Raw genomic sequence first — 14,990 nt, 5'->3', positions numbered from 1 at the left:
TTATGCATTAAACATTTGAAAACACATATTAGTTTATCCATGCAGATACAACTACATTGTTGCTGTTTTATCTTTAGATAACTCTTATTGGAGTTCTCATTTTAATAGTTTTATACGATTCTATTAATTAAAAAATCTGTACCGTTACTATGTTTCTTCAGTAACTGGTACAGATTTTTAATATTTTCTTAATCAAATTGTATAACCTCTGTTTATAAAAACTTATGTTTGAAATATTTTATTTCTTATATTTATAAAAAAGTGTATAATACATTTTATCTTAAAATTTAAAACCTCTTTCCTTCTTTCAAAAATTGAGTAAATATGTTAATACTGCTTTTGGGGAATCTTGTTGGTTTTTTTACTATCCATAAATCTCTAGAAATAGCTATATTCGAAATAGGCATATGTTTAACAACTCCCAATTCAAGTTCATGTGCAACAGATAGTTTAGGGATTATTCCAACACCAAGACCAGACTCAACGCCGCTGATAATTGCCTGTGTACTTCCAAGCTCTAAATAATTTCGTATTCCCTCCAAAACATTATTTTCTGCAAATACTGATTCTATAATTTTTCGGGCACCTGCATCATTTTCTCTTAGAAGGATCTTCTCTTTCGTTAAATCTTCGATATTTATCAACTCTTGATTTTTCCAGTGATGGTTCTTCGGAATTATCAGAATCAGCTCATCTTTAGCAAATTTCTCAATGTGAAAATCTTTATGCATAACTATGCCTTCCACTAAAGCAATATCAATTTCCGAACTTTCTAATTTAGAAATGATAGTAGGTGTATTTCCAATAGCTAAACTAAACTCAATATTTCTGTACTTTTTTTGAAACTTACCTAACACTTTTGGCAGAAGATATTCTCCGATTGTTAAGCTGGCTCCAACATGTAATGTTTCCTCTTTATCATTAGATATATTGTCCATTACTACTTGAGATCGTTTATAGTATTCAACGATTTCCTTAGCGTAAGGATATAATTTAGAGCCTGCATTTGTAACTCGTATTGAGCTGCCATCACGATCAAATAGAGCAACTCCATAATGATTTTCCATTTGTCGTATTTTACTCGTTACTGCAGGTTGTGTTACATAGCTTGTTCGAGCTACTTGGCTAATACTGCCTTGTTCAATTACCTTACAAAACATTTCCAAATTATCTATATTCACAGTAATAACCACCTTTTCTACAGAGACATTATAAATAGAGAGATGAATTAAAAAGGCAAGATGCTATTTGCTAAAATTCATTATTGTTATGTGAATCTTTAGTGTTAATACTTTCTAACAAAATTAATCACTAATTACTTATCTTATTTTATAAATTCTATAAACTCTCTCTATTGTGCTGACTTATTTACTTACCGGATAAGCATATGCAACAAAACGATCTGGTGCATTGCCGACCATATGAAATGGATAACAGGTAGTTACGACAAGAACTTCTTTCCCCATCTCCCTGATTACTGAAGTATTATCAATTACCAATCTCTATATTACAGCCCCATTAATAGTTTAGGAACAGGGAATAATAAACGAGACAGTATGCATGTTTCCTTTGGATTGAACGCCTATCTCCCCGTGATGCCGTTCAATGATTTCCTTTGAAATCGCAAGACCTAAACCCGAACCCCCAAATTCCCGTGATCTGGAAGTTTCGATACGATAAAAACGTTCAAAGATTCTCTCCTTATCTTTTTCTGAAATGGCTCTGCCCGGCCCTGTTATAGAAACCTTATATTCATTATGCATCTCTTCACCTTTTATATTAATTGGTCCTGCATCATCATAATAACGAATCGCATTATCCATTAAATTGCTGATGACCTGAGAAATACTTGTACGATTTATAACAGCAGTACCGGTTTGAATATCTGTTTTTAATTCAATCTGTTTCTTTTCCAATGGCCACTGAAATATTTTAATTGACCTTTCAATGAATTCCTGCATATTAGTTAGCTCTTTTTCATGAAAAGAATATATTTGCATATCATCCCATTCTTTTAACTGTTCCATTTGTTCAACCAGCTGCGTCAACTTTGATGATTCTGCATAAAGAGATTGATATAATTTTTCGTCTCCTTCCATGACTCCGTTCTGTAAAGCAAGTAAGTAACCATTTAAATTTGTCAACGGAGTACGGAATTCATGCGATAAATCGGATACAAGATTTTTTCTTTGCTGCTCATTGGTTTCCAACTGCTGAACCAGATCATTAAAATGGCGGATTAATTCGCCTACTTCTCCGTCCCCTTTTACATGAATGGAGCTGGGATACTGTCCCTGTTTCATCTCTTTCGTGGATTGAATTAATTCTCTTAATGGCTGGATCATTTTTTTCGTTAAGTAAAAATGGATCAGGCTTCCTAAAATAACAGCGGAAATACTAAATATCCATAAATATTGAAAAAGTGTTGCTTGAAACTGATTTTGTTTTTGCTCAGTCATTGAAGTCAATCCATCTGCCAGCATACAGGCTGTATTGTAAATTGCCCAGCTGCTGAGCATCACAAAAGCTACAATTACAATCATATTAATGACCGTCAGTTGAATTAAAAATCGCTTAGGAAGAAAATTCCTTCCCCATTTATTCTGTAACAAATTTATACCCCATTCCTCGAACTGTCATAATACGCTCTGGTGAAGCTGGATTCGCTTCGATTTTTTTACGTAACTTTTTGATATGAGCATCAATGGTCCGGTCTGATACTAATTTGTTTGCGTAAGGATATAATTGCTCCATTAAACTTTCTCTAGAAATCACAACATTTGGATTCTCCATAAAATAATATAAAAGATTAAATTCATGCTTGGTTAACTCTAATTGCGTATTAAATAACAATACTTCCCCTTTTCGAGGCTTAATACAAAGACCATTGTATGCTATTTTTTGACAAAATTGTCCTGTACGGCGAAGAACAGCTTCTATATGAGCCAGAAGTTCATCCGGGTCAAAGGGCTTCACTAAATAATCGTCCGCTCCGATTTTTAGACCATTAATTTTATCCTCTGTACGTGATTTGGCAGAAAGCATAATAATGGAAACTTCATTACGTTCCTGCTCCCGTAACCATACACAAAATTCTTCCCCGCTTAACTTTGGAAGCATAAGATCTAAAATAATAAGGCAAGGATGCTCTGTTAAAAAAACTTCTTTCGCCTCTTCGCCGTCTGCAGCTGTAAAAACTTCATAGTCTGCTTTTTGTAAATAAATACGGATAAGATCACGAATCAATTTATCATCCTCGACAACTAAAATCGTCTGTTTCATCCCCATTCCTTCCTTCTGCTGTTCTATAAGAAGATTACTCCATTTTTTCAAATTCCTGAACCATAAAATCATAATTCAAAGAACCAAAGGCTTTAAATGACACTACTCCATTAGAGTTTATCATATATGATGTAGGTATGGGCTGGATCATATATTGTTCGGCGACTTCTATTTCCTCGTCTAACAGAATTGGAAAAGTTAACCCATGTTCATTTATAAAATCTTCGACCTGCTGCAGGTTGTTTTCTGTCTCTGTTAAATTAACCGCTAAAATAACAATATTCTTATCTTGATAAAACTCCTCCATATCCGGCATTTCTGCCCGGCATGGCGGACACCATGTTGCCCAGAAATTAATCATGACTTTTTCCCCGCGATAATCAGATAACTTTACAGTTTCTCCATTTAAAGTTTGAAGCTCAAAATCCGGAGCGATATTTCCAACTTCCAGACCAACTTCCGACTCTCCTGATGTAATGTCACTTTCTTCAGTGTTTAACTGTTCTCTCACATCTTCTTCTAAATTGCTCTCTTCTTCTACAGGTACAAATTCATCCGCAGACTGTCTGCTGGAATCTATATAATCATACAGTGCCCATCCAACCATTCCGACAACAATAATAGCGAAAATCCATTTTTTCATTGCAACACCCTCCTTAGCCTAACCTTGATAACCATGTATCATCTACCAAATCAAGTAAAAATCCTGAAATAAAAGGCATCCATCCAAAGAACAAAACGACACCCATAATAATCATCATTACTGCTCCAACTTTCATAATGATATTACTATGCCGGACAATCCATCTTGTTTTTCCTATAAATAATGTTAGAACAAGGAATGGTATCGCGAAACCGATAACATACAAAAAAGTGTAAAATATTCCTTGTCCAGGATTGCTTGCAGCTAAAAGTAATATAGATCCAAAAATAGGCCCAATACATGGTGTCCAACCGGCAGCAAAGCCTAATCCTACAAAAAATGTCCCGAAATATCCAGCCTGTTTTTTTGTGGAATGGAAACGACGTTCTCTCATCAAAAACGGTATATTTATCCACCCTGCTATAAATAGTCCCATAATGATAATAAAAATCCCAGCTATTCTTTGGATAAACAATCCGGAGTCTCCAAACAGCAAATTTTGTACCCATTGTCCTAAAATAGAAGCTCCTGCGCCCAAACTAATGAACACGAGGGAAACTCCCAACAAAAACAGTAAAGAATGAGCAAATAATTGACGAAGAACCTGAACATTCTTATTTCCTTGTAATTCTTTTACACTAATTCCAGTTATATATGACATGTAGGCTGGGAAAATCGGTAATACACAGGGGGATAAAAAAGATAATATACCTGCTCCCATTGCTAAAAACATACCAGTAAGCAGCACTGTATCTGCCTCAATAATACTCATTGTTTAAACCTCACTTTTATTTTGTAGAATAAATTGATTAACACCAAAAGGATAATAAAAAAGACACCAATAAACCATGGTTCCATGATATAACCAAAAACCGTTACGAAAGGTTGAATGAAAGATAAGATTATTATTCCGAGAGACCAACTGCTTAGAATAATCAGTAACAATAATCTTATTTGTATCCGTTCCCGCAGGAAAAAATATAATATAATCAAAACAGAGAGAAGTAACAGATATCCTAAAGCATATACATTATCTTTCAAAATAATTTCAAGAAATTCGTATAAAAAAGAAGCAACTAAAAATACATGTACAAAGGAATCCATGAATGGTGTCATATCCAATTTCTTTTGCTTCCCCTTATAGAACAGCATAATAATACTTGATATTACTGCAAAATAAAAAGCAGTTGAATCAGCTGGATAAGCTAATATAGTTAATGGATCAGACAGAAAGCTAGAGAGATTCAGGACTATTTTCCCGATCCACATAAAAAGGATAAAATTAATTAGCTGAGATATGATTTCTGCTATATGCTTTTTCTTGGTCTTTGCAGGCAGATCATTCATGATGAATAAGGAAAGACATCCCACTAAAAAACTGGCAGTGACGATTCCTATCGCAATTAGTTTACTAGCTATTGCCATTCAGATCTTCCTCCATTCCAAATAAACCCTTTCCATTACTATATTAGACACCTAATGTGAAAATTTGATGAAAAGGATTAAACATTTTTTAAGTGAGTGAATTTCATAATTCTTAACCCTTGCGTCCCAATGAGTTCAGGGCATAAAAAAAGAAGTACCTCCCCAAATCTTGTATAATGGTAATAACCACAAAACCATAAAAAGACTGGAGGAGTACTTCTTATGACCATTATACGACAACCGAGTCTATTTGGCATCCAAGAATTATATGACATGGAACCTACCCAAAAATATGAAGCGATTATTTCAGCGATTGATCTGGATCGTATTTATCATGCGATTAATAAGAAATCCCGGCTTGGAGCGCCTGTTGAGCTAAATTATGCAGGGATGATTATTTCTTTTTTTATTCGCTACATCGAGCGCATCCCAACGATCAAAGACTTAATCAAGCGTCTAAATGATGACTTTATCTTTAAAATGAACTGCGGATTTCTTGTTTCCGATTCTACACCGTCAGAAGCTGCGTATTCTCGCTTGGTTACAAAACTGAGTGAATCAGATATTTTAGAGAAATCCTTCGAAAACGTAACACTGGCAGCTATCACAGAAGGATTTATCGCTGATGAAGTCATCGCCATTGACGCAACCCATTTTGAAGCCCGGGACAAGGCGCCCGTTCAAAAAGAAGAAAAATCGGAAATCAGACCCAAAAAGCGTGGGCGTAAATCCAAGAAAGAACGCGACCAATATCTCAAAGAACAAGCAGAAAAAGAAGCGAATCTTCCATTGTATGAAAAGAAAATAGAAGCTCAATTAGACGTTCCATTAGACGTATTGCGTGCAGAAGTGCCACAGAACCCAAAATGGGGTGTGAAAAAGAATGCAGATGGTAAAAACGAGTATTGGTTTGGCTACAAAGGACACCTCGCAGTTGGGGCATCAAGCCAGTATATTCTACAATCCTTGTTTTCTTCCGGCAGCTTAAATGATGGAAAAGCCGCTATCGCCCTATTGAAGGGGATAGATCAACGACTTCCGCTTACGTCTGCTTCTTACCAGACATTGGATGCGGGCTATGATTTCGAGCCGATTTATGAACAAATTCATCGCATGGGACAACAGTCTGTCATTGCCTATAATAAACGCAATGAAGGCGAAATGATCGGGTTTGATAAGGATTTTGCCCCGACCTGTTTGCGAGAACATTCCTATAAATATGACAGCTTTGATCCGAAATACGAAACATTGAAGTATACCAGACCTAAGGAATGTAGCAACTGCCCACTTGCAAATGAAGGTATCTGTCAAAAAGTGTATAAAGTCAAAATAACCACCGATTTAAGACGTTATACGGCGCCTGCGCGCGGATCAAGAGCTTGGAAAAAGATTTTTAAACAACGGACAGCAGTAGAACGTGTCAACGCTTATTTAAAAGAGTTCTATCAGTTAAATAATGTTCGCTATCGCACTGGAAAGCGTGCGAAAGTCCATTTTGACATGGTCGCTTTGATTTACAATGCTTCCAAATTAGCTGCGGATCGCATCCAAGCGGAGCTTATTCAGCAACAACAAGCTGCATAATTTTTGTTTTTTAAAATACACTTTCGAAAATTCTGTTCGTCTTTGTATTTTTAAAAAGAGCAATTATGAAATTCATTCAAGTATATAATTGATAAAATAAGGATGCAGTATCATCCCCTTGTCTTCTAAAAAGCTTTGAAAGTAAAAACATATTGGAATAAATGAATTGTTCTAAGTAGAGGGGATGTGATGAATAAAATCAAAACCACCAGTGTGAACTGGTGGTTTGTTCTGCGGCTGAAAGCCTCTATTACCGGCCTCGGCCTTAAAGGCCCATTGAAATGGTTTCCTTTTTGCACCACATCCACTCACGGATTCTAAAAGAATCTCTTATTTTTTCTTATTTTTTTCTCCGGTAAATGGATCAAACTCTTCAAATAGGGTTAATTGATCTCCCATATAGTCTTCTCTAAGCTGATCCCGAATGTATTCTTGAATTTTCTTTTTATTTCTGCCCACTGTATCTACATAGTACTCCCGACACCAAAACTTTCGATTACCATATTTATATTTTAAATTAGCGTGTCGATCAAAAATCATCAGACTACTTTTCCCTTTTAAGTACCCCATAAATTGAGCTACACTTAGCTTCGGCGGTATACTTACGAGCATGTGTATATGGTCTGGGCAGGCATTTGCTTCATGAATGGTAACCCCTTTTCTTTCACATAGTTCTCTAATTATTTCTCCAATGCTTCTTTTATATTTCCCTTAAATAATTTGTCTTCTATACTTTGGCGCAAACACTATATGATACTTACAATTCCATGTTGTATGTGCTAAACTATTCTTGTCCTTCATTAGGACTCTCCTCCTTCTATCGTGAGATGTTGTGGTCGGGAAACCAACTTTATCTTACCATAGAAGGAGCTTTTTTTACCCCTCGCTGTGAGCTTTCTAGAACCCCCTGCATAGCAAGGGATTTTCAAAAACATTAAAAAAGAATCCATTTTGAAAAAAAAGATTATCAAAATGGATTCTATCATTTGAATATAGTAATCATTTAAGAATATAATTATTTTACCAACCCTTATTCAACTAAAGTTGCCGATTACAGAAGATTGAATAACATGAACAAAAACATATACGCTTCTTCATTCTTTTACTAACTGACTTTAATAAAAGAATACCGTCTCTGTAAGTTTCGATTTTTTACTTGCTACTTTCTCTTCCAGTAAACATTTTCCCTCTTAAGATAAAAGGTCTACATCCATATGTTCGATGGCTTCTCTTTCCCGTTTCATATTCAGATAACCAATAAAGTCATATACTTCAGCAATATCTTCTTCATGAATAAAGTCAATTAGACGTTTTAGCTCTTCACGGTTAACACTCATTTTTAATATCGCCTTATATTATTTACTAACTCCATTATGCCATTGAATGAATCATTTCCAGAACAATTCTTATGTCCATTAAAAAATTCTTCAAAATATGATGAATCTACATTTGTAAAGCTTATTATAGTAGTAAATCCTGAGCCTATTCAGTAAAAGCGCATTTTTTAGATGAGATGTTAGTATAAAGTGAGTATCTCTGAAGATTCTAGCTTAGATTCTTTTTGTATGTGAGTCTAAATAACAGATTTTTTTACATTCATAAGATTATCCAGTTGACCTTCACATAATGTCAAGGTTTATACTGCTAATATCGAAAGGAGGTTACCTAATGAAAATCAGTGAGCTTTCAGTTCAAACGGGAGCGAGTATGCGTTCTTTACGTTACTACGAAGAAAAAGGGTTAATTCATCCAAAGCGTCTTGATAATGGCTATCGCGATTACGATGAATCCATTTTAGAACAGGTGAAAACCATTCAACTGTATTTTAATTTAGGTTTAAGTACAGATGAGATTAAAGAAATTGTGGACTGTGATCCATTTGTTTTCCCTTATGAACAATTAATATGTGATGATGTGTTGGAGCTTTATCAAAACAAGCTGACAGAAGTAGAACAGCAGATAAATACATTAAAAGAAGTGAAATCTCGCATAGAAAGCAGGATTCAAAAAGTAGAGGAATTAAGGGTATCAATGAATAGGAGCACATAAAATGACAAAAACAAATAATAAGTGGATACTAATAGCGTTGTTTATCAGCGTATTTACGATTGGGACATCGGAGTATGTGATTATGGGGATTTTACCCGTTATTGCGACAGATTTAAGCATTACCATTCCGACTGCAGGACTGCTGGTAACAGGCTATGCATTGGGTGTAGCCATCGGCAGTCCAATAGTGACAGCTATGACAAGTCAATATTCCAGAAAAAAGCTGCTGGTCGGATTCATGATCTTTTTTACTTTAAGTAATGTGGTGGCCGCCATCTCTTTTAATTTTGGTCTATTAATGATTGCAAGAATTTTATCTTCCTTGATTCATGGAACATTTTTTGCAGTTGCAACCGTTGTGGCCAGCAAGACAGCGCCGCAGGATAAACAAGGCTCTGCGATTGCGACGGTTGCTGCTGGTTTAACTCTTTCGACTGTTTTAGGCGTTCCGCTTGGTACATTTATTGGTCATGCCTGGGGATGGCAGACAACTTTTTGGATAGTAACCTGTCTTGGTATAGTAGCAGTAATCATGTTGGTTATACATATTCCAAGTCAAATCAACTTTCAGTACCAATCTTTGAAATCGGAATTGGGAGCTTTTAAAAATCCGCAAATTATTCTCGTTCTATTGATAACTATCTTTGGATACGGCGGTATTTTTGCTTCTTATACGTATATTGCACCACAGCTTGAAACGTTTGCTGGTTTTTCAGCGGAAGCCATTACCACACTTCTATTTATATTTGGAATAGGTTCCTTCTTAGGCACAGTAACAGCAGGAAAACTTGCTAATCAATGGTTGATGCCGACACTCAGTATTACACTCGTGCTGTTAACTGCCATTTTAGTTTTGTTCACCTGGACTGTTCACGATCAAATATTTGCTTCAATAACTGTTTTTGCCTTTGGTTTTACAGCTTTTGCGACCGTGCCATTATTGCAGACAAAAATTGTTCAATCTGCCAAAGAAGCTCCTACCTTAGCAGCAGCAGTCAATATCTCCGCTTTTAACTTAGCCAACGCCATTGGGGCTTATCTGGGTGGAGAAACTATACGAACCGGCTTTGGGATGAATTTTGTTAATCTGGCAGGTGCTGCGATTACTGCCATAGGAGTTATCTTTTCCTTTATTTTATTGATTTACGTAAAAAATCAGCGTGTAAAGCAACAGTAAAAAAGGATTATTTATTACTTTTCCATTATAATTACAGTTTTAATTCTGATTAAATTTAGTGGATTAGATCGATAAAAGGAAGTGCTGCTTTAATAAAAAAGCAAGCACTCCCTTTTACTATAGAAAACAATTTTGTATCCAATATTGCTTATCGTTAGTTTTGCAATCGACAGTAAATATCATGTTAATTCTTTATTAAAAGTCTTTCAAAACAACCTTTCCAATTGCTTGTCCTGTTTCAAGCCATGCGTGGGCCGTCTTCAAATTTTCCGCATTAATCGGTGATAATTGTTTGTTGACTGTTGCATGAATTACATTGTTGTCTACCAGTTCAGCTACATGGTTTAATAAATGATGCTGGCTGATCATATCTTTTGTCTGGTACATTGATTTTGTAAACATTGTCTCCCAAGCAAATGTGACACTCTTGTTTTTGATCAGCGTTAAGTTAAGAGCCTCGTCTGTCTCCACAATGGAGCAAATCTTGCCTTGAGCAGCAATACTTTCCGCCATGTTTTCCCAATGTTTTTCTGTAGAGTGCAGGCATAGAATATAGTTTACATTGTTTATACCTAGATTTTCTAATTGTAGTACAAAATCCTCATAGTGGTTGATAATAAAATCTGCGCCTTTCTCTTTTGTCCATTCAGCTGTTTCTGGTCTGGAAGCCGTACCGATTACTGTTAAACCGGCAATTTTAGCGAGTTGAACAGCTATTGATCCAACGCCCCCGCCTGCACCAATGATTAAAATGGATTTTCCTTTATTAACTTCTTTGTCCTGACTGATTGCTAAACGTTCAAACAGCGCTTCATAGGCTGTGATAGAAGTTAACGGTAAGGAAGCGGCTTCTGAAAAATCCAGAGAGTTCGGCTTTTTACCTGCAATTCTTTCATCCACGAGATGAAACGCACTATTTCCCCCTGGTCTGGTTAAATCCCCCGCATAATAAACTTCATCTCCTGGTTGAAATAGTTTACAATCCTCTCCAACTGCTTCTACTATACCGGAAACATCCCATCCTAAGATTCTTGGGTTTTCTTCCACCTTGTCTTTTGGTGAGCGGACTTTATAATCAACCGGATTCACAGCGATAGCTTTTACCTGAACAAGTATATCTCTTCCTGTTGGTTTAGGTTTTTCCACTTTTAAATCTAAAAGACTTTCTTCATGATCAATCGGTAAATAACGATAAAGACCAATTGCTTTCATTGTTTGATTCATTCCATTTCCTCCTTCTGTATCTTTCTAGAACGATTCTAACATTATGAAATTGCTTTTCAATCGTGTAATATATGTGACATAGTAACCATTTTGTAACCAGCAGATAGGGGATGTTGAAATGGAACGAAAAATCCATGATTGTATGGATGGCTGCCCGGTAGAAAGTACATTACAGATTATATCTGGGAAATGGAAATGTGTGATTTTATATCGTTTAATCAAGCATAAGGTCTGCCGTTTTAGTGAATTGCAACGCTATATGCCAGGCTGTTCACGAAGAATGCTGGCTCTTCAGTTAAATGAACTGGAAGCAGACAATATTATATCCAAGAAAGTCTATCCGGTGATTCCGCCGAAAACAGAGTACAGTTTGACGGAATTAGGAGAAACATTAATACCCTTGATAACAGAAATGAATAAGTGGGGAGAAATGTATAATCAGATTCATAGATAAATTCACGAAAATAAATAATCAGGGAGATGTATAAAATGGATGAAAAAATAACTGCAGAAATAAAACACTCTTTAAAAGCAGAAGACATTCTAGCTCAAATTAATAGTAAAACGAAGCTGGGAGAGTTACGAAAAATTGCAAAGGAGATAAAAAAAGATCATGAACTAGCTCTAGAGCTTTGGTCGACCCAAGCGTTTTTACCCAGACTATTAGCAATCTTAATTATGGATAAAAAGCTTCTTTCAGAAGATGTGCTTAATAAGCTTGATAAGGATATGCAGATTCACACTTTTGATGAGCGAAATAACTTAATGGACTGGTTAATGGCTAATCAGCTTACCAAGGATAAAAAGAGAATTGCATTGATCCAGTCGTGGGAAAATAGCCCCCGTGCTCTCCAAAGGCGAACTTTTTGGTATTATCAAGCGCGCTTGAGATGGACCGGGCAAGCACCGCCTGATAATACTGCAGAGCTGCTAACTGCATTAGAAGCTAATATTATGCAGGAAGAACCGGAAGTTCAATGGGCTATGAATTTCACAGCAGGCTGGATAGGCATTTATGATGAAAAGAATCGTACACGCTGTATGAAGCTTGGTGAGAAAACGGGTCTTTACAAGGATGAAATGGTATCAAAAGGATGTACTCCTAATTATTTACCGGAGTTTATTACGATTGAAGCTAACAAACGGCATCATATTTAATCACCTTTAATTTACTACTTTCTCTTTACAATTCTAATCCGCCTAAAAATAGTGGACTAGAATAATAAAAGGAGTGCTTCTTTTATAAAAGAACCAGCACTCCCTTTTACTATCGATAAGCAATATTGTATCCAATATTGCTTATCGATAGTTTTGCATTTAAGAGTAAATATCATATTAATTTTAGATTAACAGCTTTTCAGAACAACTCTTCTTCATATTTTCTTTTTCTCAGTTTCTTCACAGCACTGATTCAATAAACTGCTGTGTAGTTAACACACTAGCAAATTCATCATGAATCGTCGCCAGAGACAAGTGATGGATTGTATCCGCATCGATGAACTTACCATGATGATCTTTCATTCCAAATGCAGCAGTGGCATCTGAAAGCAGATACGTTTTATACCCTAAGTTCCCGCTCATTCTTGTCGTTGTAGATACGCAATGCGGCGTGGTTAACCCAACAATTGCGATAGTATCAATATGACACGCCTGCAAGTATTCGTCTAAATCCGTTCCAATAAAAGCACTGTTCACTCTTTTTGTTATTACTTTTTCTTGTTCCAAAGGAGCGACCATTTGTTTAATAGGAAATCCCTTTCCTTTATAATAAAATACAGATTCAGGATTATCTGAAATGTGCTGAATATGAATAATCTCACATTGATGTTCCCGACATCGATCTAATACCTTCTTCATACTTTCTTCTGCATCAAGGTTATTCCGCTTTCCCCACTTTTTGTCATCAAACGCCTTTTGAACATCTATTATGATTAAAGCTTTATTTCCTTCCATAACGTCACCCCTTCATTTTTTATGCCTTTTTCCTTCTATTATCTTATTTTATATAACAATAAAAAGCTTTTACATAGCCTTAAAAAGGAAATTAGAGTGTTTAGCTTTTCATAATTAGGAATTTAAGTTATTCTGCATTATAAAAAAAGGTTGAGGTATTATATGGACCAAATCGATAGAAAAATTTTGAGGATATTACAGGAGAATGCGAAAATCTCCATGAAGGAGTTAGCAAAAGCTGTTCATTTAACTTCTCCATCCGTCATTGAAAGAGTACGACGATTGGAAGAACAGCAAATTATTGAAGGCTATCATGCGCATGTCTCATTAAAAAAGTTAGATCGCCCCATTACTGCACTTGTCATGTTTAAATCAACTGATTGTAAAGCATTATCGAACTTTTGTAATAACCATCCGGATGTACTTGAGTGTTATCGAGTTGCCGGAGAAGTGAGCTATATTGTCAAATTAGCCACACAATCTGTGGAGAGCTTAGAACAATTTATTGATGATACCATGGAATATGGAACGCCATCAACAAATATTGTACTGTCTTCTCATGAAAAGAAAGTAATTGATCCGTTTGATAGGAAAGCATAAAAAATCATATATAACCGGATAAACCAAAACCACCCGCGTTGAACGGGCGGTTTTGGTTTGAATCATCGTTTACATTTTTCCTTGTTGCACAGTCAAGAAATCTTTGTTACTCACAATTAAAAATGGCTTATCTCTTCTTCCCCGCCATATATCCAGGTGCATAGTGAACAATCGTATCAAAAACAATCGACCATTGTTCTTCTGTAAGATAACCAACTGGAAACTCATTGTTGACACCTAGCTTCCTCCTTAGGACCTTTAACTGTTTATGGGTAAAGATAGTAGAAAGAACAATACCAATGGGCATTTCCGGCTGTTTCAGCAGAGGCTTCACTACTCGCCTAAAGGCCGTGGCATGTCGATAAGAAAGTAATGGTGTCTTTTTTCGTGTAATAATAACTAATGCTGAATCTACCTTTGGCGGCGGAGAGAAGTTTGTTTTAGCAATCTGCCTTGCTATCCTGATATCAAAGTACATCCGCCACTGAAGCACATGAGCATCTTTTATACGCTTAGAAGTAAAGCCTTTGGCTGCACCATCTGCCATTACAATCAAGGCACGAGACAATTTATGCTGCGGATGGCTTAGCAGCTTCTTCATAATTGGTGTAGTAATATCATAGGGAATATTGGATACTACTACAAATTCTTTTCTTGGTAAAACAAATTTCAGGATATCCTGATGAATCGGCTTTACTTGTTTCATATCCGCAAATTTTCTTTCCAATCCAGCAATAAATCTCTTGTCTATTTCAACCGCTAATACACGTCCGCATCTATCAGCTAACACTTCTGTAATTGCACCCTTACCCGCGCCGATGTCAATCACCATTTCATCTTGTTGGATAGCAGCACGTTTCACAATATCTTTAATAATACCTTTATTGTGTAATAGGTGCTGCCCCAGAAAATTGGGGGGCTCGCCTCGACTTATATTTCCGTCTTTTCCCCCTTTGCTCATATTTCTGTTAATCCACTTTTGTTTCTTTCGATTTCTCATTTACGTCATCTCCTTTTTCTAAATCAAGACATAGCTTCAGCCCTGTATGTGAC

16 protein-coding genes and 2 pseudogenes are annotated in these 14,990 nt (G+C 36.0%); 6 read left to right on the top strand and 12 right to left on the bottom strand.

The window, feature by feature from the left end; genetic code table 11:
• Positions 1-287 precede the first annotated feature (287 nt).
• The 7 genes and pseudogenes from BN1068_RS11135 to BN1068_RS11105 form a co-directional block, all read right to left on the bottom strand.
• The gene (locus BN1068_RS11135; RefSeq protein WP_139344818.1) at positions 288-1,181 is read right to left on the bottom strand and encodes a LysR family transcriptional regulator; all 894 of its coding nucleotides are present in this window, start codon (positions 1,179-1,181) and stop codon (positions 288-290) included.
• A gap of 183 nt (positions 1,182-1,364) precedes the next feature.
• Positions 1,365-1,490, bottom strand: a pseudogene (locus BN1068_RS11130) (class D sortase); the annotation flags it as partial.
• Positions 1,491-1,526: 36 nt separating this feature from the next.
• A complete protein-coding gene (locus BN1068_RS11125; RefSeq protein ID WP_077602940.1) occupies positions 1,527-2,612 on the bottom strand; it encodes a sensor histidine kinase in 1,086 nt (361 codons plus the stop codon).
• Positions 2,599-3,282: a response regulator transcription factor gene (locus tag BN1068_RS11120; RefSeq protein WP_077604052.1), complete on the bottom strand. Its 684-nt coding sequence runs from the start codon at positions 3,280-3,282 to the stop codon at positions 2,599-2,601. The genes BN1068_RS11125 and BN1068_RS11120 overlap by 14 nt, the downstream gene beginning before the upstream one ends.
• Positions 3,283-3,316: 34 nt before the next feature.
• A complete protein-coding gene (locus BN1068_RS11115) occupies positions 3,317-3,925 on the bottom strand; it encodes a peroxiredoxin family protein (RefSeq protein ID WP_077602939.1) in 609 nt (202 codons plus the stop codon).
• 13 nt (positions 3,926-3,938) lie between these two features.
• Positions 3,939-4,697: a cytochrome c biogenesis CcdA family protein gene (locus BN1068_RS11110; RefSeq protein ID WP_077602938.1), complete on the bottom strand. Its 759-nt coding sequence runs from the start codon at positions 4,695-4,697 to the stop codon at positions 3,939-3,941.
• Positions 4,694-5,350 (bottom strand): hypothetical protein, encoded by a 657-nt coding sequence (locus BN1068_RS11105; protein ID WP_077602937.1) that lies wholly within the window; start codon positions 5,348-5,350, stop codon positions 4,694-4,696. Before BN1068_RS11105 ends, BN1068_RS11110 begins: the two co-directional genes overlap by 4 nt.
• A 222-nt stretch (positions 5,351-5,572) precedes the next feature.
• On the opposite strand from BN1068_RS11105, the gene BN1068_RS11100 reads away from it, so the two are divergent.
• The gene (locus tag BN1068_RS11100) at positions 5,573-6,934 is read left to right on the top strand and encodes a transposase (RefSeq protein ID WP_077601279.1); all 1,362 of its coding nucleotides are present in this window, start codon (positions 5,573-5,575) and stop codon (positions 6,932-6,934) included.
• 330 nt (positions 6,935-7,264) lie between these two features.
• On the opposite strand, the pseudogene tnpA reads toward BN1068_RS11100, so the two are convergent.
• Together tnpA and BN1068_RS23625 are read right to left on the bottom strand one after the other, a co-directional pair.
• Positions 7,265-7,735, bottom strand: a pseudogene (gene tnpA / locus BN1068_RS11095) (IS200/IS605 family transposase).
• A 389-nt stretch (positions 7,736-8,124) separates the two neighbouring features.
• On the bottom strand, positions 8,125-8,271 hold the full coding sequence (locus tag BN1068_RS23625; RefSeq protein ID WP_175637132.1) for a hypothetical protein: 147 nt from the start codon (positions 8,269-8,271) through the stop codon (positions 8,125-8,127).
• A 331-nt stretch (positions 8,272-8,602) separates the two neighbouring features.
• Between BN1068_RS23625 and BN1068_RS11090 the strand changes: the two genes are divergently transcribed.
• Positions 8,603-8,983 (top strand): MerR family transcriptional regulator, encoded by a 381-nt coding sequence (locus BN1068_RS11090; RefSeq protein ID WP_077602936.1) that lies wholly within the window; start codon positions 8,603-8,605, stop codon positions 8,981-8,983.
• A 1-nt stretch (position 8,984) separates the two neighbouring features.
• Positions 8,985-10,160 carry an MFS transporter gene (locus BN1068_RS11085; RefSeq protein ID WP_077602935.1) on the top strand — a complete coding sequence of 392 codons (1,176 nt, stop codon included), beginning with the start codon at positions 8,985-8,987 and terminating at the stop codon, positions 10,158-10,160.
• A 195-nt stretch (positions 10,161-10,355) separates the two neighbouring features.
• Here the strand turns inward: BN1068_RS11085 and BN1068_RS11080 are convergent, their stop codons facing one another.
• Positions 10,356-11,384, bottom strand: coding sequence for a zinc-binding alcohol dehydrogenase family protein (locus BN1068_RS11080; protein ID WP_254846755.1), 1,029 nt, complete (start codon positions 11,382-11,384; stop codon positions 10,356-10,358).
• A 118-nt stretch (positions 11,385-11,502) separates the two neighbouring features.
• On the opposite strand from BN1068_RS11080, the gene BN1068_RS11075 reads away from it, so the two are divergent.
• Complete coding sequence (locus tag BN1068_RS11075; protein WP_077602934.1) at positions 11,503-11,838, top strand: winged helix-turn-helix transcriptional regulator; 336 nt, start codon at positions 11,503-11,505, stop codon at positions 11,836-11,838.
• A gap of 35 nt (positions 11,839-11,873) precedes the next feature.
• A complete protein-coding gene (locus BN1068_RS11070) occupies positions 11,874-12,542 on the top strand; it encodes a DNA alkylation repair protein (protein WP_077602933.1) in 669 nt (222 codons plus the stop codon).
• 240 nt (positions 12,543-12,782) lie between these two features.
• On the opposite strand, the gene BN1068_RS11065 is transcribed toward BN1068_RS11070, so the two are convergent.
• The gene (locus BN1068_RS11065; protein WP_077602932.1) at positions 12,783-13,337 is read right to left on the bottom strand and encodes a cysteine hydrolase family protein; all 555 of its coding nucleotides are present in this window, start codon (positions 13,335-13,337) and stop codon (positions 12,783-12,785) included.
• Between the two features lie 162 nt (positions 13,338-13,499).
• Here BN1068_RS11065 and BN1068_RS11060 point away from each other — a divergent pair, with 162 nt between their 5' ends.
• Positions 13,500-13,937, top strand: coding sequence for an Lrp/AsnC family transcriptional regulator (locus BN1068_RS11060; RefSeq protein WP_077602931.1), 438 nt, complete (start codon positions 13,500-13,502; stop codon positions 13,935-13,937).
• A gap of 127 nt (positions 13,938-14,064) precedes the next feature.
• On the opposite strand, the gene erm is transcribed toward BN1068_RS11060, so the two are convergent.
• Positions 14,065-14,898, bottom strand: coding sequence for a 23S ribosomal RNA methyltransferase Erm (gene erm, locus BN1068_RS11055; protein ID WP_139344860.1), 834 nt, complete (start codon positions 14,896-14,898; stop codon positions 14,065-14,067).
• Positions 14,899-14,990: the final 92 nt, after the last annotated feature.

Source organism: Oceanobacillus sojae (assembly GCF_900162665.1).
In the GTDB taxonomy this organism is placed as follows: Bacteria; Bacillota; Bacilli; order Bacillales; family Amphibacillaceae; genus Oceanobacillus; species Oceanobacillus sojae_A.
Note: the sequence above shows the minus strand (reverse complement) of the source record. Positions and strands in the feature narration are given on the sequence as shown.